The sequence below is a fragment of the Burkholderia sp. SCN-KJ genome, assembly GCF_024656005.1.
Lineage (GTDB): Bacteria > Pseudomonadota > Gammaproteobacteria > Burkholderiales > Burkholderiaceae > Burkholderia.
This window is the reverse complement of record NZ_JANKOG010000004.1, coordinates 48,918-68,864: the sequence shown is the minus strand read 5'-3', so window position 1 is coordinate 68,864 and position 19,947 is coordinate 48,918. Positions and strand designations below refer to the sequence as shown.

Here is a 19,947-nt window from a genome sequence, read left to right as displayed (position 1 = left end):
TTCGCGCCGATCACAGTTGCCGCATGTCCGGCATATCGCGCGTGGGCGCGACGGCGTCGCTACAATGACGTATTGACTCCAACGTTTCCCCGATTCCATCGATGTCGAACCCGAATCCCGCGGCGCCGCGCGCGCCGATGCTGTCGACCGCCGAAGCGCTCGCCGCGCTGCTCGAAGCCGCGAAGCCGTTACCCGGCGCCGAAACCGTCGCCACGCTCGACGCGCTCGGCCGCGTGCTGGCGGCCGACGTGAGTTCGCCGCTCGACGTGCCGCCGATGCATACGAGCGCGATGGACGGCTACGCGGTGCGCGTCGCCGACCTGCTGCACGGCGAGCGGCGCCTGCCGGTGTCGCAGCGGATTCCGGCCGGCCATCCGGCCGCGCCGCTCGCGGCGGGCACGGCCGCGCGGATCTTCACCGGCGCGACGGTGCCGGCCGGCGCCGACGCCGTCGTGATGCAGGAACAGACGTCGGCCGACGGCGACGCGGTCGAGATCCTGCACACGCCGAAAGCCGGTGAATGGATCACCGCGCAGGGCGCGGACATCCGCCAGGGTTCGGTGATCCTGCCGGCCGGCACGCGGCTCACGCCACAGGCGCTCGGGCTGGCCGCGTCGGTCGGCTGCGCACAGCTGTCGGTCGCGCGGCGGATTCGCGTCGCGGTGTTCTTCACCGGCGACGAACTGACGATGCCGGGCGAGCCGCTGAAGCCCGGCGCGATCTACAACTCGAACCGCTTCACGCTGCGCGGGCTGCTCGAGCGGCTCGGCTGCCACGTGACCGACTACGGGATCGTGCCCGACTCGCTCGCCGCGACCCGCGACACGCTGCGCGAGGCCGCGCGCGATCACGACGTGATCCTGACGAGCGGCGGCGTATCGGTCGGCGACGAGGATCACGTGAAGCCGGCCGTCGAGGCCGAAGGGCGGCTGGCGCTGTGGCAGATCGCGATGAAGCCGGGCAAGCCGCTCGCGTTCGGCGCGGTGCGCCGCGGCGACGCGCGTCCCGACGCGCATTTCATCGGGCTGCCGGGCAACCCCGTGTCGAGCTTCGTCACGTTCCTGCTGTTCGTGCGGCCGTTCCTGCTGCGCCTGTCCGGCGTGCGCGACGTCACGCCGCGCGCGCTGTCGCTGCGCGCGGACTTCTCGCAAGGCAAGGGCGACCGGCGCAACGAATTCCTGCGCGCGCGCGTCAACGCGGCCGGCGGCCTCGACCTGTTCCCGAACCAGAGCTCGGCGGTGCTGACGTCGACGGTCTGGGGCGACGGACTGATCGACAATCCGCCGCAGCACGCGATCAGCGCGGGCGAGACCGTGCGTTTCATTCCGTTTTCCGAACTGCTGTCGTAATACGACGGCTTCCCGACCTATGAAGATTCAGCTGAAATTCTTTGCCAGCGTGCGCGAGGCGCTGGGCGTGTCCGACGAGCAGGCCGACGTGCCGGACGGCGTGACGACTGTCGGCGACGTGCGCGCGTGGCTGCGCCTGCGCGGCGGCGCGTGGGCCGAAACGCTCGCCGAAGGGCGCGCGTTGCGCATGGCATGCAATCACGAGATGACCGATCCCGATACGCGGCTCACCGACGGTTGCGAGGTCGCGTTCTTTCCGCCGGTGACGGGCGGTTGAGCTTTGGAAGGGAGCAGAGTAAGCGCTGAAGCGCTAACTCTGCTCGACAGAGGCAGATGATGGCAACGATACGAATCCAGACCGACGACTTCGACCTGAACACCGAAGTCGCGGCACTGCGCGCGCGCAACCCGAAGATCGGCGCGGTCGCGTGCTTCGTCGGCACCGTGCGCGACCTGAACGAAGGCGATTCGGTCGCCGCGATGGAGCTCGAGCACTATCCGGGGATGACCGAGAAGGCGCTCGAGAAGATCGCCGCCGAGGCCGGCCGGCGCTGGCCCGGGATCGACGTCGCGATCGTGCATCGCGTCGGCCGGCTGCTGCCGCTCGACCAGATCGTGATGGTCGCGACGGTCGCGTCGCATCGCGGCGACGCGTTCGCGTCGTGCGAATTCGTGATGGACTACCTGAAGACCGAGGCGCCGTTCTGGAAGAAGGAAACGACGCCGGACGGCGAGCGCTGGGTCGATGCCCGCAGTACCGACGATGCGGCGCTCGCGCGCTGGGGCGTCGAATCGGGCAACACGCCGCGTTGAGCGCGGCGTTCGCGTCGTGCGGCGATGTGCCGCAGGCGCTCGAGGGTTCGAGCGCTGCGAATCGTCGTGTCAGGCGTCCGGATCCGTGCCGCGTCCGATGATCCTCGTCGGAAACGGCTCGCCGCGGGCGCGTGACGGCAGCGCATGCGGATCGTCGCCCGTGTCGCGGCGGCGCGGCGCGATCGCATCGAGCAGCGCCTGCTGCTCGGGCGGAATCGGGTAATCCCAGCCGAAGCGGCTCAGCTGCAGGCTCTGCGCGATCCGCAGCGCGGGCTCCATGAAGCGGATGGCCGCGGGCGGCGTGTAGCGCCCCTCGACGGTCTTCAGGAACAGCGACAGCCAGCGGCTGAAATGCGCGGGCTCGATCCCGTCGAGCGGCTGGTGCGCCTGCTGCACGTTGCCGCGATAGCCCTTGGTGCCGAGCACGAGGCTCGACCAGAAGCTCACCATCTTCGGCAGATGGTCGTCCCAGCGGCCGTCCAGCTTCGCGTCGAACACGGGGCCGAGCAGCGGATCGGCGCGCACGCGGTCGTAGAACGCGTACACGAGGTCGCGGATGTTGTCTTCGGTCGGTTCGGCGTCGCGCAGGCGGGCCGGAGCGGTATCGGGCGTGGCGGGCAGGGCGGTCATGGCAAAAAAGGGCCGGGAAGTTCAGGGCATCGGTGACGTGTCGGCGGAACGGCGGCGTGGGCAACGCGCAGGACGCCGACGGAATTTTGACGCAAAATAGCGTCCACCCCTGCCTGAAAAATGCGCAGATGTCATGCATCTTATTGCGCGCAGGCCGTCCCGGCAACCCGGCGTCGTCAGTGGCCTCGACAGCCGCCCCGGCGCGCGTTCCGATCGACCCGCTTCGCCCGAGCGGGGCACGATCGACGATTTTCCGTACCTGCTCATGAGACTCACCGACTACACCGACTACTCGCTGCGCGTCATGCTGTATCTCGCCGTGCGCGGCGAGGGGCTCGCGACGATCCAGGAGATCTCGGACGCCTACGGCATCTCGAAGAACCATCTGATGAAAGTCGTGCAGCAGCTCGGCGAGCTCGGCTGGGTCGATACCGTGCGCGGCCGCAACGGCGGGCTGCGGCTGTTCCCCGAATCGCTGAAGCTGACGGTCGGCCAGGTGGTGCGCGCGACCGAGAACGATTTCGCGCTGGTCGGCTGCTTCGTGCCCGACGGCGACGAGGCGCGCGGCTGCGTGATCGAGCCGCAGTGCCGCCTGAAGGGTGTGCTGGCGGCCGCGCGCGACGCATTCTTCGCCGAGCTCGACCGCCACACGCTCGGCGAGCTGAGCGTGCCCGCGTCGCCGCTCGCCGCGCTGCTGGGCATTCGTCCGATCGCGCTGGTGCGCGCCGAACCGTCCGGGGATGACGCGCCGGCGGCCGCCGAATCGTCGTCGAGGGGCGACTGACACGCCGGCGCCGTCCCCGCCGTCCGCGCTGCGGCCCGCCCGCAGGCCGCCGCGTCGCCGCCCGACGATTTTTGCGTTGAATCAACCCGAATTTCGCTTGAAACCCGTATAACCATCCTCATCTTGGTGTTAATCGAAAATTGGAGGTCTCACCAAATGAGAATCGACAAGCTCACCACCAAGTTCCAGGAAGCACTCTCTGACGCGCAAAGCCTCGCGGCAGGCCGCGACAATCAATACATCGAACCCGTTCACGTGCTGGCGGCGCTGGTCGCGCAGCAGGACGGCTCCGCCCGCTCGCTGATGTCGCGCGCGGGCGTTCACGTGCAGGCGCTGCAAGGCGCGCTGAACGAAGCCATTTCGCGCCTGCCGCAAGTGACGGGCACGGGCGGCGACATACAGATCGGCCGGGAGCTGGCCGGGCTGCTGAACCAGGCCGACAAGGAAGCGCAGAAGCTCAACGACACGTTCATCGCGAGCGAGATGTTCCTGCTCGCCGTGTCCGATGACAAGGGCGAAGCCGGCAAGCTGGCCCGGCAGCACGGCCTCACGCGCAAGGCGCTCGAAGCCGCGATCGCCGCGGTGCGTGGCGGCTCGCAGGTGCACAGCCAGGACGCGGAAAGCCAGCGCGAGGCGCTGAAGAAATACACGGTCGACCTGACCGAGCGCGCCCGCGCGGGCAAGCTCGACCCGGTGATCGGCCGCGACGACGAAATCCGCCGTTCGATCCAGATCCTGCAGCGCCGCACCAAGAACAACCCGGTGCTGATCGGCGAGCCGGGCGTCGGCAAGACCGCGATCGTCGAAGGGCTCGCGCAGCGGATCGTCAACGGCGAAGTGCCCGAGACGCTGAAGGGCAAGCGCGTGCTGTCGCTCGACATGGCCGCACTGCTCGCCGGCGCGAAGTATCGCGGCGAGTTCGAGGAGCGCCTGAAGGCCGTGCTCAACGACATCGCGAAGGACGAAGGCCAGACGATCGTGTTCATCGACGAGATCCACACGATGGTCGGTGCCGGCAAGGCCGAGGGTGCGATGGACGCGGGCAACATGCTGAAGCCGGCGCTGTCGCGCGGCGAGCTGCACTGCATCGGCGCGACCACGCTCGACGAATACCGCAAGTACATCGAGAAGGATGCCGCGCTCGAGCGTCGCTTCCAGAAGGTGCTCGTCGACGAGCCGAGCGTCGAGGCGACGATCGCGATCCTGCGCGGGCTGCAGGAGAAGTACGAGCTGCACCACGGCGTCGACATCACCGACCCGGCGATCGTCGCCGCGGCCGAGCTGTCGCACCGCTACATCACCGATCGTTTCCTGCCGGACAAGGCAATCGACCTGATCGACGAGGCTGCATCGAAGATCAAGATGGAAATCGATTCGAAGCCCGAAGAGATGGACAAGCTCGATCGTCGTCTGATCCAGCTGAAGATCGAGCGCGAGGCCGTGAAGAAGGAGCAGGACGAAGCGTCGCAGAAGCGCCTGCAGCTGATCGAGGAAGAGATCGAGCGCCTTGGTCGCGAATATGCTGACCTGGAAGAGATCTGGACCGCCGAGAAGGCCGCGGTGCAAGGCAGCGCGCAGCTCAAGGAAGAGATCGAGAAGGTGCGCGCCGACATCGCGCGTCTGCAGCGGGAAGGCAAGCTGGAGAAGGTCGCCGAGCTGCAGTACGGCAGGCTGCCGCAACTCGAGTCGCGACTGAAGCAGGTCACGCAGGCCGAAGAGCAGGAGCAGCACAACCCGACGCGTCCGCGGCTGCTGCGCACGCAGGTCGGCGCCGAAGAAATCGCGGAAGTCGTGTCGCGCGCAACCGGGATTCCGGTGTCGCGGATGATGCAGGGCGAACGCGAGAAGCTGCTGCACATCGAGGAGAAGCTGCACGAGCGCGTGGTCGGCCAGGACGAGGCGATCAGCGCGGTCGCGGATGCGATCCGTCGTTCGCGCGCGGGTCTCGCCGATCCGAACCGTCCGTACGGCTCGTTCCTGTTCCTCGGCCCGACGGGGGTCGGCAAGACCGAGCTGTGCAAGGCGCTGGCGTCGTTCCTGTTCGATTCCGAAGAGCACCTGATCCGCATCGACATGAGCGAGTTCATGGAGAAGCACAGCGTCGCGCGGCTGATCGGCGCGCCGCCGGGCTACGTCGGCTACGAGGAAGGCGGCTACCTGACGGAAGCCGTGCGCCGCAAGCCGTACAGCGTGATCCTGCTCGACGAGATCGAGAAGGCGCATCCGGACGTGTTCAACGTGCTGCTGCAGGTGCTCGACGACGGCCGCATGACCGACGGGCAGGGGCGCACGGTCGACTTCAAGAACACGGTGATCGTGATGACGTCGAACCTCGGCTCGCAGGTGATCCAGGCGATGACGGGTTCGCCGCAGGAAGAGATCAAGGACGCCGTGTGGCTCGAAGTGAAGCAGCACTTCCGTCCGGAGTTCGTGAACCGGATCGACGACGTCGTCGTGTTCCACGCGCTCGATCGCAGCAACATCGAGTCGATCGCGAAGATCCAGCTCGCGCGCCTGCACGACCGGCTCGCGAAGCTCGACATGGCGCTCGACGTGTCGCCGGCGGCGCTCGAACAGATCGCGAAGGTCGGCTACGATCCGGTGTTCGGCGCGCGGCCGCTGAAGCGCGCGATCCAGCAGGAGATCGAGAACCCGGTCGCGAAGCTGATCCTCGCGGGCCGCTTCGGTCCGAAGGACGTGATCCCGGTCGACGTCAACGACGGCCAGTTCGTGTTCGACCGCGTCGTGCACTGATCGCCGGCCATCGGCCGCGTGCCCGGTTCGCGCCGGGCACGCAAAAACAAACACCCCGCTCAGGCGGGGTGTTTGCATATGGGCGGCCGAAACCGCCGCCGAGGCCGTCAGCCGGCGCGGCTCAAGCCTGCTTGTTGCCGCCGAACATGCCGGCGAGCTGCGTGAGCGTACCGAGCACGTTCGACGTGTCGATCTGGCCGCCGGCCGGCACTTCGCCGTTCGGCGTCGCGCTGTTGACGACGTGCGGCAGCACCTGCGCGAGGATCGACGAGGCCTGGCCCGGATCGATGCCGATCTTGCTGGCGAGCGAACCGACGACGTCCGAGCCGAGCACGTTCTGCAGCGTGTCGGGCGAGATCGGCTGGTTTTCGCCGGTGCCGACCCACGAGCCGATCACGTCGCCGGCGCCGCCTTTCTGGAACTTCTCGATCAGGCCGTTCAGCCCGCCCGGCTGGTTGTTGATGAATTCGAGCGCGGTCGCGATCAGCGCGCTTTGCGAGTTGCCGCCGGCCTGGCCGCCGAGCAGACCGCCAACGATATCGAGGAGACCCATGGTTCTTTACCTTTACTGAAAAGGGCGCCGTGACGACGGCGCCCGTTGATCGAATGCCGCGCGCACGCCATCGCGCACGCGGCGCACATCAGGCGCCCGACGCCGCGGCGGCGGAGGCTGCCTTGTCCTTCTTGCTCTTCTTCTTCGAACCCTTCGTCGCCTTCGTGGACGACGCTGCGGCCGGCGCGCTCGCGCCCGCGTCGGCGGAGGCCGCCGCGGCTGCGGCCGCCTTCTCCTTCTTCGATGCACGCTTGCTCTTGGCCGGCTTGGTCGCCGCTTCCGGCGCGCTCGCGGCCGGTGCAGGTGCCGTCGCCGTCGTGCCGGCCGTCGCGGTCGTCGACGTCGGAGCGGTGCCTGCCGGCGTCGTGGCCGGCGTGGTCGACGGGGTCGTCGCCGGCGTCGTCGCGGCCGGCTTCGACAGCTTCACGCCCTTCGGCGGCGTCGACGAGCCGCCGATCGTCAGGCCGTTTTCCTCGAGATGCCCGACCGACTTCGTGCCGAGACCCTTCACGCGGTTCGCGAGATCGTCCGCGTCCTTGAACGGGCCGTTCTTGGTGCGTTCGTCGATGATCGCCTTCGACTTCACGGGGCCGAGGCCCTTCACCGATTCGAGCGCGGCCTGGTCGGCCGTGTTGACTTCGACGGCCGCGGCGAGGCCGGCGGCAAGCGACAGCGATAGCGCGACGAACAGCATCAGCAGCTTTTTCAGCATGGCAAAGGCTCCCTGGTTCTGACGGATGAATGGCTGTTGCAACGGACGGCGGGGCGAGGCCTGGCCGGGCGTCGCCGTTAAGCATAGGACAAATGCGTGCCCTTTTTGAGACAGGCTGACCGAATCTTGCTGAAGGCCTGCGTCGCTGTAAAGACCGAAAGCCGCGCCGGGCGGCGGTTTTGACCATTCTTTACGGTGTCCGCGGCGGTGATTCCAAATTGTCGTACTTGGCCGTTCGACAACGCTTGACTTAGAGTGAACTCTAACTCCTAACCTTGTTCCTGCCATGTCGAAAACCGTATCCAGACCTTCCGCCGCCGGTCCGCTCACGATCGGGCAAGTCGCCGAACTGACCGGCGTGTCGACGCATACGCTGCGGTATTACGAGCAGGCCGGCCTGCTGCGCGCGATTTCGCGCACGGCGGCCGGGCACCGGCTCTACGCGCCGGCCGACCTTGACTGGCTTGCTTTCGTGATGCGCCTGAAGGCGACCGGCATGCCGATCGCGCAGATGCAGCAGTTCGCGGCGCTGCGTGCGCAGGGCGAATCGACGTTCGGTGCGCGGCGGCGCTTGCTGGCCGCGCATCGCGACGCGGTGCGCGCGCATATCGCGGAACTGCAGGCGAGCCTCGACGCGATCGGCGACAAGATCACGTACTACGAGACGCAGGAACGCGAGACGGAACGACGGGCGAACCCTTCTCACTCTTTATCGGAACAGGACGGACCCCATGGAACAACGCGTTGACGACCGCTATGCGCGGGGCTGGGACAAGCTGAAGGAAATCGACGGCGAAGCGGGCGAGCGCGTGATCGCCGCGCTCGCGTCGATCGCGCCGGATTTCGGCCGGATGTTGATCGAATTTCCGTTCGGCGACATCTACAGCCGGCCGCAGCTCGACCTGAAAGCGCGCGAGATCGCGACGATCGCCGCGCTGGCCGCGCTCGGCAACGCGCAGCCGCAGCTGAAGGTGCATATCGAGGCTGCGCTGAACGTCGGCTGCACCCGCGACGAGATCGTCGAGGTGTTCATGCAGATGGCCGTCTACGCGGGCTTTCCGGCCGCGCTCAATGCGTTGTTCGCCGCGCACGAGGTGTTCACGCGGCGCGACGAAGCGGCCGGCCGGGACGGCGGCACGACCGAAGCGGTCGCGCACGCCGCGTGATGCGACGCGTGCCGGTGCGTCGGATGAACCGGATGCATCAGATGCATCAGATGCGGTGCGGTGCGACGATCCGGTGTTTCGCGATCCGCCGGTACAGCGTCGCGCGCGAGATGCCGAGCGCCTGCGCGGCCGCGTCCGGCCGCCAGCGATGCGCGGTGAGCGCCGCGACGATGCGGCCGCGTTCGTCGTCCGGCAGCGCGCCGGCCGGACCGGCGCCGAGCTGCGCGGCGAGATCGGCCGGCAGGTCGCGCCGTGTCACGCGTGCGGCGTCGCACACCGCGCACGCATAGCGCAGCACGTTGCGCAGCTGCCGCACGTTGCCGGGCCACGGATACGCGGCGAGCTGCTCGGCGAGCGTCGCGTCGAGCGTGAGCACGTGGCCGGTCGCCTGCGCTTCCTCGGCGAACACCGCGGCGATCACGTCGCGCACGTCTGCGCGCTCGCGCAGCGGCGGCAGGTCGAACGTCGCGCCGCTCAGCCGGTAATACAGATCCTCGCGGAACGTGCCGTCGGCCACCATCCGCGCGAGATCGCGGTGCGTCGCGCAGATCACGTCGAGATCGACGCGCACGGACGTATCGCTGCCGAGCGGCACGACCTCGCCGTCGGCGAGCACGCGCAGCAGGCGTGTCTGCAGCGTGAGCGGCATGTCGCCGATTTCGTCGAGGAACAGCGTGCCGCCGTCGGCGAGCGCGATCTTGCCGCGCGCGCCGTGCTTGCGCGCACCGGTGAACGCACCGGCCGCATAGCCGAACAGCTCGCTTTCGATCAGCGCCTCGGGCAGCGCGCCGCAGTTGACCGCGACGAACGGCCGTGCGCGTCGCGCACCGGCGTCGTGGATCGCGCGGGCGAACACTTCCTTGCCCGCGCCGGTTTCACCGAGCACGAGAATCGGCAACCGCTTGCTCGCGACACGCAGCGCGAGTTCGGCCTGCTGTGCGACGCGCGCGTCGCTGCTGTGCAGGAACGGCGTCAGCGCGCCGACGTGGCGCTGCGCGGTGCCGGGGCGGCGCGATGCCGGGGCGGCCCGTGCCGTGCCGGTTTCGCGGCCGGCGCGCCGTAGCGGCGCGCGCAGCCGTGCATAGAGCGGGGCGCCGGTCGCGCGCAGCCGCAGCGCGACGATCGCGTCGAGCCGCGCGGCATCGCGCAGCGGCATCTCGGTCGCATCGAAGATCTCGTCGATATGGCGCGGTTCGCGCAGCGCCGGCAGCGCGTCGCGCGCCGTCCGGTTCGCGGCGACGATATTGCCGCATTCGTCGAACGCGATCAGCCATTCGGGCTGCGCCTCGACGTAGTGACGATTCGGATGCCCGAACAATATCCAGTGCTGCGCGGTGCTGTGCACGAAGTAGCCATCCTCGATCAGCGCCGCGCTCTGCCGCACGAGCTGGTACACGAGACGCTGGCTGTCGCGGCCGTCCGGCGACTGGACGGCCGACGCATCGAGCACGCCGATCAGTTCGCCGCCCGGCGCGAAGATCGGGGCCGCGCTGCAGGTGAGCGTGGTGAACGCCGCGCGGAAGTGGTCGGTCTTGTGCACGGTGATCGGCGCGAGATCGGTCAGCACGCTCGCGACGCCGCAGGTGCCTTCTTCGCTTTCCGACCAGCACGAGCCGATGTGCAGCCCCGCATGACGGAAGTCGTTGCGGCGTTCGCGGTCGATCCGGTAGTCGATCGTCACGCCGTGCGCGTCGGTCAGCATCACGCAGTAGTCCGCGACGCGAATCATGTCGTGCAGGCGCGTCAGGCACTGGCCCGATGCGCGCAGGAAGGCCTCCTCCTTGTCGCGCACCTCGCGCAGCTCGGCCGCGGTCAGCACGCGCGGGCCGATCGACGACGCCGGGTCGAGCGCGTAGCGCTCGAGCGAGCGCTGCCACGACGACACGAGACGCGCGGAATCGGCCGGCGCGGGCAGGCGTCCGGCGAGCGCGCCGAGCACACGGTCGGCGTGCTGGGCCTGGGGGACTGCGTAGGGCATGATCGGCTCCGGTTCCGTACGGCGGGGAATTCGATGTTCTTGTAGCACATCCGCTTGCGCGGATCACATTGCATCGCAGCACGCGCGCGGCGTGAGACGTTCGTCTCAGCGGTATCTCAGCCGGTCTCGCGCGGCTGAGACGCGCGCTCAGGCCGCACGCGCCGGTGGGCCGGCGCACGGCGGTGCGCGCCGCGCCGCGATCCGCGTGGCTTGCCGGCGAAATCGCGGCCCGGATGAAGGCGCCGAAATCGGCGCGCCCGGAGATCGACCGCGTGAGACGCACGGACGGTTTCGCGGAGCGTCGGGCGCTCGCGGCAGCAGACGCCGATGCCAGGCGTACCCGCCGAGCCAGTCCGCACGCGGGTTTCGCGGTCATTGCACACACGGTGGCACGCCGCTTGCAGATGTCACGGGCAAGCCGGCGCAAGCGCGTCGGCGACGACGATCCGCTGCCCTCGATGACGGCGGACGACACATGCAAGGCCGGCGCGCGAGCGCCGGTCCACTGGATGGAGACAAGCCCGTGACGACGCCCGTGACCGTCGGCGTGATCGCGAACCCCGCATCGGGGCGCGACATTCGCCGCCTGACGACGCATGCATCCGTATTCCCGACGGCGGAAAAGGCCAACATGGTCGTGCGCCTGCTCGCCGGCCTCGGTGCGATGGGCGTCGAGCGCGTGCTGACCTTGCGCGACAAGACGGGCATCGCGACGCTGCTGATGCGTGCGCTCGATACGCATCGCGCGGTCGCGCCGCACGAGCGCTGGCCGGACGTCGAATTCGTCGACCTGCCGATCTCGGACACCGTCGCCGACACGCAGGCCGGTGCCGCCTACATGCGCCGGATGGAAGTCGCGCTGATCGTCGTGCTCGGCGGCGACGGCACGCATCGCGCGGTCGCCGCGCATTGCGGCGCGACGCCGCTCGTCGCGCTGTCCACCGGCACCAACAATGCGTTTCCCGAACATCGCGAAGCGACCGTCGCGGGCGTCGCGGCAGGACTCGCCGCGACCGGCGCCGTGCCGGCGGAGGTCGCGTTCACGCGCAACAAGCGGCTCGTCGTGCGCTGCGCGGCGGGCGCGAACGCGGGGCGCGAGGAGATCGCGCTCGTCGACGTGTGCGCGGCCCGCCAGCGCTTCATCGGTGCGCGCGCGATCTCGGGGCCCGACGACATCGACACGCTCTACCTGACGTTTGCGGAGCCGGACGGCATCGGCCTGTCCGCGCTCGGCGGCGCGTGGGCACCGCTCGAGCGCAGCGCGCCGCACGGGCTCGCGATGCGCTTCGCCGCCGACGGCAAGACCGCCGGCACGCCGCTCGTCGCGCCGATCGCGCCCGGCCGCGTCGATCGCGTCGTGATGCGCAGCTGCGAGCGGCTCGAGCCGAATGCGTGGCAGACGATCCCGTTCGAGCACGGCACGCTCGCGTTCGACGGCGAGCGCGAGATCGAGGTCGCACGCGGCGAGCGCTACGAGATCGCGCTCGACTGGCGCGGGCCGCTGACGGTCGACGTCGGCCGCACGCTGCGTTACGCGTCGTCGCGGCAGCTGTTGCGCGATGCCGGCGCGTGGCGCTTCTGATCGCGGCGTCGCGACGACATTTCGACCGGATTCCGAACCTTCTACAAGGAGACTTCGCCATGACAGCCCGTTTCGACGAACCGGTCGTCATCGCGCGCATGCGGGCCGCGCGCGTCGACGGGCGCTTCACGTTTCACTGACGGCCGCAGGGCCGCCATGCAATCCGTCGCCGCAGCATTGCCGCGGCGGCATTCGCAGTCAGACCTATCCAGGAGACACACATGACCGTTTCGACACAGCTCAGCAGGGACACGCTGCTGGACGCCTACCGGCTGATGCGCACGATCCGCGAATTCGAGGAGCGCCTGCACGTCGAGTTCGCGACCGGCGAAATCCCCGGCTTCGTTCACCTGTACGCGGGCGAGGAGGCCTCCGCGGTCGGCACGATGCTGCATCTCGGACTTGCGGACTACGTCGCCACCACGCACCGCGGGCACGGCCACTGCATCGCGAAAGGCGTCGACGTGCACGGGATGATGGCCGAGATCTACGGCAAGAAGACGGGCGTCTGCCACGGCAAGGGCGGCTCGATGCACATCGCCGACCTCGCGATGGGGATGCTCGGCGCGAACGGGATCGTCGGCGCGGGCGGCCCGCTCGTGTGCGGCGCTGCGCTCGCGGCCAAGCACAAGAAGACCGGCGGCGTCGGCGTGTGCTTCTTCGGCGACGGCGCGTCGAACCAGGGCGTGATCTTCGAATCGATGAACCTCGCGTCGGTGTGGCGCCTGCCGGCGATCTTCGTGGCCGAGAACAACGGCTATGCGGAAGCGACGTCGTCGAGCTGGTCGGTCGCGACCGACAACATCGCCGACCGCGCGAACGGCTTCGGGATGCCGGGCGTGATCGTCGACGGCTTCGACTTCTTCGCGGTGCACGAGGCGCTCGGCGAAGCCGTCGCGCGCGCGCGCAACGGCGGCGGCCCGACGCTCGTCGAGGTGAAGTTCACGCGCTACTTCGGCCATTTCGAAGGCGATGCGCAGACCTACCGCGCGCCGGGCGAAGTGCAGAAGCTGCGCGACGAGAAGGACTGCCTGAAGCATTTCGAAGCGCGCGTCGTGCGTGCCGAGGTGCTGACGACCGACGATCTGCGCGCGGTCGATGCGCAGGTGAAGGCGCTGATCGACGATGCGGTCGCGCAGGCGAAGGCCGCGCCGCTGCCCGACGCGGCCGACCTGCTGACCGACGTGTACGTGTCGTATCCGTGAGCGCGATCTGACACAGCCGCCAGCGGCCGGCGCGGCCGGCACGGCGAACCGAATATCCCAGGAGACAGACATGGCAAGGAAGATCACTTATTCGCAGGCGATCAACGAGGCGCTCGCGCAGGAAATGGCGCGCGACGACAGCGTGATCGTGATGGGCGAGGACAACGCGGGCGGCGCGGGTGCGCCGGGCGAGGACGACGCATGGGGCGGCGTGCTCGGCGTGACGAAGGGGCTGTTTCACAAGTTTCCGGGCCGCGTGCTCGATACGCCGCTGTCGGAAGGCGGCTACATCGGCGCGGCGGTCGGCGCGGCCGCGTGCGGGATGCGGCCCGTCGCGGAGCTGATGTTCATCGATTTCATGGGCGTGTGCTTCGACCAGATCTTCAACCAGGCCGCGAAATTCCGCTACATGTTCGGCGGCAAGGCCGTGACGCCGGTCGTGATCCGCGCGATGTACGGCGCGGGCCTGCGCGCGGCCGCGCAGCATTCGCAGATGCTCACGTCGCTGTTTACGCACATTCCGGGGCTGAAGGTCGTGTGCCCGTCGACGCCTTACGACGCGAAGGGGCTGCTGATCCAGTCGATCCGCGACAACGATCCGGTGATCTTCCTCGAACACAAGCTGCTCTACACGCGCGAAGGCGACGTACCTGAGGAATCCTATGCGATTCCGTTCGGCGAGGCGAACGTCGTGCGCGAAGGCGACGACGCGACGATCGTCACGTACGGGCGGATGGTGCATCTCGCGACCGACGCGGCCGCGAAGCTCGCGAAGGACGGCATTCACGTCGACGTGATCGACCTGCGTACGACGTCGCCGCTCGACGAGGAAACGATCCTCGAAAGCGCGGCGCGCACCGGGCGGGTGGTGGTGGTCGATGAAGCGAACCCGCGCTGCTCGATCGCGACCGACATCGCCGCGCTCGTCGCACAGCGCGCGTTCCGGACGCTCAAGGCGCCGATCGAGCTCGTCACCGCGCCGCATACGCCCGCGCCGTTCGCCGGCGTGCTGGAAGACCTTTACATCCCGTCCGCCGACGCGATCGCGCAGGCGGTACTCAAGACCAGGAGCTGACACGATGTCGATTCACATGATCACGATGCCCAAGTGGGGGCTGTCGATGGAGCAGGGGCAGGTCAACGGCTGGCTGAAGGCGATCGGCGAGCGCGTGACGAAGGGCGACGAAGTGCTCGACGTCGAGACCGACAAGATCTCGTCGGGCGTCGAGTGCGCGTTCGACGGCACGCTGCGCCGGCAGGTCGCGCAAGAGGGCGAGACGCTGCCGGTCGGTGCGCTGCTCGGCGTGGTGGCCGCGGCCGAGGCGAGCGATGCCGACATCGACGCGGCGATCGCCGAATTCCAGCGCGATTTCGTGCCGGCCGCGGCCGCCGACGACGCGGCCGGCCCGCAGCCCGAGAAGGCGCAGATCGGCGGACGCACGGTCCGGTTCCTGAAGCTCGGCGACGGTTCGGGCACGCCCGCCGTGCTGATCCACGGCTTCGGCGGCGACCTCAACAACTGGCTGTTCAACCACGCGGAGCTCGCCGCGCACCGGCCCGTCTGGGCGCTCGATCTGCCGGGGCACGGCGAGTCGGGCAAGGCAGTCGACACCGGCAGCCTCGACGAACTGGCCGATGCGGTGCTCGCGCTGCTCGATGCGCAGCACATCGAGCGCGCGCACTTGATCGGCCATTCGATGGGCGGCGCGGTGGCGATGACGTTGGCCGACAGCGCGCCGGAGCGCGTCGCATCGCTGACGCTGATCGCGAGCGCGGGGCTCGGCGCCGACATCAACCGCGATTACATCGACGGCTTCGTCGCCGGCAACAGCCGCAACACGCTGAAGTCGCACCTCGGCGCGCTGTTCGCGGACCACGCGCTCGTCACGCGGCAACTGGTCGAGGACCTCGTCAAGTACAAGCGGCTCGAAGGCGTGCAGGCCGCGCTGGAGAAGATCGCGAGCGCCGCGTTCGACGGCGCGGCCCAGCGGCGCGTGTTCCGCGACCGCGTCGGGTCGCTCGCGCCGCGCACGCTCGTGATCTGGGGCGAGCGCGACCAGGTGATTCCGGCGCGGCACGCGCAGGGCTTGCCGGACGGCGTGCGGGCCGAGGTGATCGCCGGCAGCGGCCACATGGTGCAGATGGAGGCGGCTGCCGACGTGAACCGCCTGATCGTCGCATTTCTCGGAGACTGACGATGACCGCCGCGCTCGAACGACCCAGCCTCACCGCGCTCGGCCAGCCGGGCGCGCGCAGCCGCGACAAGCTCGCGCGCATTCCGGTGCGCGTCGAGCCCGCCGGCGGCGCGGCGCTGCCTAAGCCGCCGTGGCTGCGGGCGCGGCCGATGATGAGCGGGGCGGTCGCCGACATGGCGGCCGTGCTGCGCGAGCATCGGCTGCATTCCGTCTGCGAGGAGGCGATGTGCCCGAACATCGGCGAATGCTTCGCGCAGCGCACCGCGACCTTCATGATCATGGGCGGGCTGTGCACGCGGCGCTGCCCGTTCTGCGACGTCGCGCACGGCCGTCCCGAGCCGCTCGATCCCGACGAGCCCGCGCGGCTCGCGGCCGCGGTCGCGGCGCTCGGGCTGCGCTACGTCGTGATCACGTCGGTCGATCGCGACGACCTGCGCGACGGCGGCGCCGCGCATTTCGCCGCCTGCATCGCGGCGGTGCGCGCGAGCGTGCCGGGCATCGGCGTCGAGGTGCTGACGCCCGATTTCCGCGGTCGCGTCGCGCGTGCGCTCGATGCGTTGTCGTCGGCGTGGCCGGACGTGTTCAATCACAACATCGAGACGGTGCCTTCGCTGTATCGGGCGGCGCGGCCGGGCGCCGACTATCGCGGCTCGCTCGAACTGCTCGCGCACGCGAAGGCCGCGCGGCCGACGCTCGTGACGAAATCGGGCTTGATGCTCGGGCTCGGCGAGTGCGACGACGAGGTGGGCGACACGCTGCGCGACCTGCGCGCGCACGAGGTCGACGTGCTGACGCTCGGCCAGTATCTCGCGCCGTCCGCGCACCATCTGCCGGTGCGACGCTACGTGAGCCCCGAGGCGTTCGCCGCGTGGCGCGACGAGGGGCTGGCGCTCGGTTTCAGGGAAGTCGTCGCGGGGCCGCTCGTGCGGTCGTCGTATCACGCGGCCGACGTGCTGGAGGACGCTTAGACCGCAGGCCGCGGGTCTGCACTGACGGACAGCTGCGCGCGGCTGACGCGGCGCAGGTAGAGCGCGAGGCCCGCGCCCGCCAGCATCAGGCTGACCGTGTTCGCGAACCAGAAGCCGCGCGCGCCGGTCAGCCAGGCGGGGGCGAGGCCGCCGACGTCGAAGCCGAGCACGTAGCCGCCGCCGAGTCCGACGCCCCACAGCGCGACCGCATAGATCACGGTCGGCACGACCGCGACCTTGTACGCGCGCAGCACGAAGGCGGACGTGATCTGCAGCGCGTCGAAGAAGTGGTAGCAGGTGACGATCGCGACCAGCGGCAGCGCGGCGGCGGCCACGGCCGGATTCGGCGTGTAGCCGCTGACGATCAGCGGACGCAGCGTGAACACGAGCACGCCGTACGCGGCCGCGATCCCGCACGCGAGCATCACGCTGTGCCGGCCGAGCAGCCGCGCCTCGTCCGGGCGGCCGGCGCCGAGCGCGCGGGCCACCAGCGTCGACGCCGCGACCCCGATCGACAGTGGCGTCATGTACAGCACCGCGCCGATGTTGCCGGCGATCTGGTGGCCGGCGAGCGTCGTCGTGCCGAACTGCGCGATGAAGAGCGCCATGCACGTGTACGACGTGACCTCGATCAGGTACGACAGGCCCATCGGCACGCCGAGCTTCAGGATCGCCTTCTGGCGCGCCCAGACGGGCCAGCAAAAGCGCGAGAAGATCGAAAGCGGCGAGAACACGTCGAGCTTCGCGAGCAGCGTGAAGCCGATCAGCGCGAGCGCCCAGTTGATCAGCGTACTGGCGAGCCCGCAACCGGGGCCGCCGAGCGCAGGCACGCCGAGCCCGCCGAAGATGAACCACACGTTGAGCGGAAACTTGAGCAGCAGCGCGCCGACCTGCAGGATCATCGCGAGGCGCGGCTTGCCGGCCGCGTTGGTCAGCGCGTTGTAGATCCGGAACACGAGGCTCGCCGGCAGGCCGTACGACAGGATTCGCAGGTAATCGACCGTGCGGTCGTGCAACGCGGGCGGCGCGTGGGCGATGTGCAGCAGCGGTTCGGGAAAATGCAGCAGCAGGAAGCCGGGCACCGCGAGCATCAGCGCGAGCCACAGCGCCTGGCGGACTTCCTCGCCGATCTCGGCGTAGCGCCGCGCGCCGTACAGCTGCCCGGTGATCGGCTGCAGCGCGGACAGGATGCCCGTCAACCCGATGTAGACCGACACGTAGATCGACGAACCGAGCCCGAGTGCGGCCAGGTCGATGGCCGAGTAGCGGCCGACCATCGCCGTGTCGATCACGCCGAACGCGATGATCGCGAGCTGGCCGACGAGCACCGGCCACGCCAGGCCGACGATCCGGCGGATGTCGGCGAACATCGTCAATCGACCGCCCGGTGGCGCGGGCCACGGCGCTTGACGGGCGCCGCCGGCCGCTCGATGCGCTCGTACAGGCGGAAGCGCTCGTCGCGGTCGGCCACGCGGCGGCCTTCCCATACGAGACGCCACACGTATTGCGACATCGCGCTCGGCTCGCCGAAGTCGGAGCGGTCCTGGCGCAGGATCACGTCGCAGTCGCCCGAGAATTCGAAGTGCATGTCGCCGAAGTACGCGAAGGTCGCGATCTGCGCATCGCCGAGCCGCACGGGCGCGATGCACTCATAGTCTTTCGGCAGGTGCGACGCGATCTGTTGCGCGACGTCGCGGTAGGTCCGGCCGTAGTTGACGATCGGCAGCCACAGCGTCATCAGCAGCACCCACATCAGCGTGGTGCCCGCACCCGACAGCACGACGCTGCGCCACAGCACCTTCGGCTGGCGCGAGACGCGCCAGCGCGCGAGCAGGCACCAGCACACGGTGACGATCACCGCGCAGACGAACGACAGGATCTTGAAGTGCGGTTCGTAGCCCGGCACCAGGCGCGCGAGGTTGCGCGCGAGCGGATGCGGGAAGCCGGTGAGCGACGCGAGCCACACGAGCCACACGAAGGTGCCGAGGATCGTGAAGCTCAGCACCGCGAACCAGTCGAACGCGTTGATCGCGCCGCGCTTGAGGGTCGGCAGCGCGAAGGTGGCAAGCACCGCGAGCGGCGGCAGCAACAGCATGTACATGCGGTTCGACTGCTGGCTCTGCAGGATCACGAGCGCGACGAGCGGCACCACGACCGACAGTGGAATCGCGATGTGCGCGCGGCGGCGCATGCCTGCCCAGCTCCACCAGGCCCAGATCGCGAGCGGCCACGCGGGCCACGTAAACAGCGGCAGGTTCTTCGCCGCATAGGCGAGCACCGCGGTCGGCGGGCCCGAGAAGCGCATCAGGCTGCCGTGGATCCACTGGTTGAAGAACCACGCGGCGTCGTCAGGCGCCCCCTGGAAGGCGGCGAGCGGCCACAGCGCGAAGATCGCGGCCGCGAGCGGCAGGCCGATCAGCGGCAGGCGCAGGTTGCGCATCTCCGGCGTGACGAGCCACAGCGCGGCCGTGCCGGCGAGCAGCGCGACGACCAGCACCGGGTTGCCGGACAGCGCGACGAGGCCGATCGCGACGCCCCACCACAGCGCGCCCTGCAGCGGCTTGTCGATGCCGCGCACGATGCCGTACACGAACATCGCGATCCACGCGAACTGCGCGAGCTGCGGCGTCGTTTCGTGGCCGCGCTCCGCGAGCCCGAAGCACGCGACGAGGACCAGCAGCGCGCCGTCGGCGAGCGTGCGGCCGTAGTCGCGCGGTTCCGGCTCGCCGCCGAATGCGTACTTGAACGGCTGGACCTCGGCACGCCGGCCGAGCAGGTAGGCCGCGTACCAGACGAACGCGCACGCGACGCAGAACAGCACGCCCGTGTCGACGCGCGACGCGTTGCTCGCATCGACCCACGGCGCCAGCGCACGGATCGACAGCGCGCCGAGCCAGTAGCCGAGCGGCCCGTCGGTCGTGATGAACTTGCCGACGAGATTCGGCAGCAGCCAGTCGTGCCAGCCGCCGGTGGCCATCGTCCACATCACGCCGAAGCCCGCCGCGTCCTCGTTCTTCCACGGGTCGCGGCCGAACAGGCCGAACGCCGCGTAGACGAGGCAGAGCGTGAGCAGCAGCCAGCGCGGCAGCGCGCGCGTGGCGGAGGCGGTGAGGCGAACGACAGGCTTCATGCAGATGAGCGATTTGTTATGGGCGGGCGGCCGGTGCGGTCATGTGCCGACGGCGCGGATTCGAGCATCCGGCATTGTAGACGCGCCGGCCGTTGCGCGTCAGACGATTGCCCGGCCGCGGCCGTCGT

General features: G+C 69.4%; 19 protein-coding genes. 13 read left to right on the top strand and 6 right to left on the bottom strand.

Annotation, left to right across the window (positions count from 1 at the left end; all coding sequences use genetic code 11):
• Positions 1–101: 101 nt before the first annotated feature.
• The 3 genes from glp to NQV17_RS08370 are packed head-to-tail and all read left to right on the top strand — an operon-like array spanning position 102 to position 2,162.
• Positions 102–1,349 carry a gephyrin-like molybdotransferase Glp gene (gene glp / locus NQV17_RS08380; protein WP_257771368.1) on the top strand — a complete coding sequence of 416 codons (1,248 nt, stop codon included), beginning with the start codon at positions 102–104 and terminating at the stop codon, positions 1,347–1,349.
• A gap of 19 nt (positions 1,350–1,368) precedes the next feature.
• Entirely contained in the window at positions 1,369–1,626 is a 258-nt protein-coding gene (gene moaD, locus NQV17_RS08375) for a molybdopterin converting factor subunit 1 (RefSeq protein ID WP_006758354.1), read from the top strand.
• A 59-nt stretch (positions 1,627–1,685) separates the two neighbouring features.
• The gene (locus NQV17_RS08370; protein WP_124486280.1) at positions 1,686–2,162 is read left to right on the top strand and encodes a molybdenum cofactor biosynthesis protein MoaE; all 477 of its coding nucleotides are present in this window, start codon (positions 1,686–1,688) and stop codon (positions 2,160–2,162) included.
• Between the two features lie 69 nt (positions 2,163–2,231).
• Here the strand turns inward: NQV17_RS08370 and NQV17_RS08365 are convergent, their stop codons facing one another.
• Positions 2,232–2,792: a group III truncated hemoglobin gene (locus NQV17_RS08365; RefSeq protein WP_257771364.1), complete on the bottom strand. Its 561-nt coding sequence runs from the start codon at positions 2,790–2,792 to the stop codon at positions 2,232–2,234.
• Positions 2,793–3,057: 265 nt separating this feature from the next.
• Between NQV17_RS08365 and NQV17_RS08360 the strand changes: the two genes are divergently transcribed.
• Positions 3,058–3,576 (top strand): Rrf2 family transcriptional regulator, encoded by a 519-nt coding sequence (locus NQV17_RS08360; protein ID WP_257771362.1) that lies wholly within the window; start codon positions 3,058–3,060, stop codon positions 3,574–3,576.
• A gap of 156 nt (positions 3,577–3,732) precedes the next feature.
• Positions 3,733–6,330, top strand: a complete 2,598-nt coding sequence (clpB, locus tag NQV17_RS08355) for an ATP-dependent chaperone ClpB (RefSeq protein ID WP_257771360.1) — start codon at positions 3,733–3,735, stop codon at positions 6,328–6,330.
• Positions 6,331–6,451: 121 nt separating this feature from the next.
• Here the strand turns inward: clpB and NQV17_RS08350 are convergent, their stop codons facing one another.
• Together NQV17_RS08350 and NQV17_RS08345 are read right to left on the bottom strand one after the other, a co-directional pair.
• The gene (locus tag NQV17_RS08350; protein WP_124486282.1) at positions 6,452–6,883 is read right to left on the bottom strand and encodes a YidB family protein; all 432 of its coding nucleotides are present in this window, start codon (positions 6,881–6,883) and stop codon (positions 6,452–6,454) included.
• A gap of 88 nt (positions 6,884–6,971) precedes the next feature.
• Positions 6,972–7,595 (bottom strand): helix-hairpin-helix domain-containing protein, encoded by a 624-nt coding sequence (locus tag NQV17_RS08345; RefSeq protein WP_257771357.1) that lies wholly within the window; start codon positions 7,593–7,595, stop codon positions 6,972–6,974.
• A 286-nt stretch (positions 7,596–7,881) separates the two neighbouring features.
• On the opposite strand from NQV17_RS08345, the gene NQV17_RS08340 reads away from it, so the two are divergent.
• Positions 7,882–8,343 (top strand): MerR family transcriptional regulator, encoded by a 462-nt coding sequence (locus NQV17_RS08340; protein WP_257771354.1) that lies wholly within the window; start codon positions 7,882–7,884, stop codon positions 8,341–8,343.
• Positions 8,327–8,761: a carboxymuconolactone decarboxylase family protein gene (locus NQV17_RS08335; protein ID WP_257771351.1), complete on the top strand. Its 435-nt coding sequence runs from the start codon at positions 8,327–8,329 to the stop codon at positions 8,759–8,761. The genes NQV17_RS08340 and NQV17_RS08335 overlap by 17 nt, the downstream gene beginning before the upstream one ends.
• Positions 8,762–8,807: 46 nt before the next feature.
• Here NQV17_RS08335 and NQV17_RS08330 read toward each other — a convergent pair whose 3' ends face one another.
• Positions 8,808–10,739 carry a sigma-54-dependent Fis family transcriptional regulator gene (locus NQV17_RS08330; RefSeq protein WP_257771349.1) on the bottom strand — a complete coding sequence of 644 codons (1,932 nt, stop codon included), beginning with the start codon at positions 10,737–10,739 and terminating at the stop codon, positions 8,808–8,810.
• A gap of 523 nt (positions 10,740–11,262) precedes the next feature.
• Here NQV17_RS08330 and NQV17_RS08325 point away from each other — a divergent pair.
• The 6 genes from NQV17_RS08325 (at position 11,263) to lipA (ending at position 16,689) form a co-directional block, all read left to right on the top strand.
• On the top strand, positions 11,263–12,321 hold the full coding sequence (locus tag NQV17_RS08325) for an ATP-NAD kinase family protein (protein ID WP_257771347.1): 1,059 nt from the start codon (positions 11,263–11,265) through the stop codon (positions 12,319–12,321).
• Positions 12,309–12,461 carry a hypothetical protein gene (locus NQV17_RS08320; protein ID WP_257771345.1) on the top strand — a complete coding sequence of 51 codons (153 nt, stop codon included), beginning with the start codon at positions 12,309–12,311 and terminating at the stop codon, positions 12,459–12,461. The genes NQV17_RS08325 and NQV17_RS08320 overlap by 13 nt, the downstream gene beginning before the upstream one ends.
• A gap of 81 nt (positions 12,462–12,542) precedes the next feature.
• A complete protein-coding gene (locus tag NQV17_RS08315) occupies positions 12,543–13,526 on the top strand; it encodes a thiamine pyrophosphate-dependent dehydrogenase E1 component subunit alpha (RefSeq protein WP_044847260.1) in 984 nt (327 codons plus the stop codon).
• Between the two features lie 70 nt (positions 13,527–13,596).
• Complete coding sequence (locus NQV17_RS08310) at positions 13,597–14,601, top strand: alpha-ketoacid dehydrogenase subunit beta (protein ID WP_044847261.1); 1,005 nt, start codon at positions 13,597–13,599, stop codon at positions 14,599–14,601.
• A 4-nt stretch (positions 14,602–14,605) separates the two neighbouring features.
• Positions 14,606–15,721 carry an acetoin dehydrogenase dihydrolipoyllysine-residue acetyltransferase subunit gene (locus NQV17_RS08305; RefSeq protein ID WP_257771342.1) on the top strand — a complete coding sequence of 372 codons (1,116 nt, stop codon included), beginning with the start codon at positions 14,606–14,608 and terminating at the stop codon, positions 15,719–15,721.
• A gap of 2 nt (positions 15,722–15,723) precedes the next feature.
• The gene (lipA, locus tag NQV17_RS08300) at positions 15,724–16,689 is read left to right on the top strand and encodes a lipoyl synthase (protein WP_257771338.1); all 966 of its coding nucleotides are present in this window, start codon (positions 15,724–15,726) and stop codon (positions 16,687–16,689) included.
• Here lipA and NQV17_RS08295 read toward each other — a convergent pair.
• The gene (locus NQV17_RS08295) at positions 16,686–18,059 is read right to left on the bottom strand and encodes an MATE family efflux transporter (RefSeq protein WP_257771336.1); all 1,374 of its coding nucleotides are present in this window, start codon (positions 18,057–18,059) and stop codon (positions 16,686–16,688) included. The genes lipA and NQV17_RS08295 overlap by 4 nt on opposite strands.
• Before the next feature lie 2 nt (positions 18,060–18,061).
• Complete coding sequence (locus NQV17_RS08290) at positions 18,062–19,819, bottom strand: glycosyltransferase family 39 protein (RefSeq protein WP_257771334.1); 1,758 nt, start codon at positions 19,817–19,819, stop codon at positions 18,062–18,064.
• Positions 19,820–19,947: the final 128 nt, after the last annotated feature.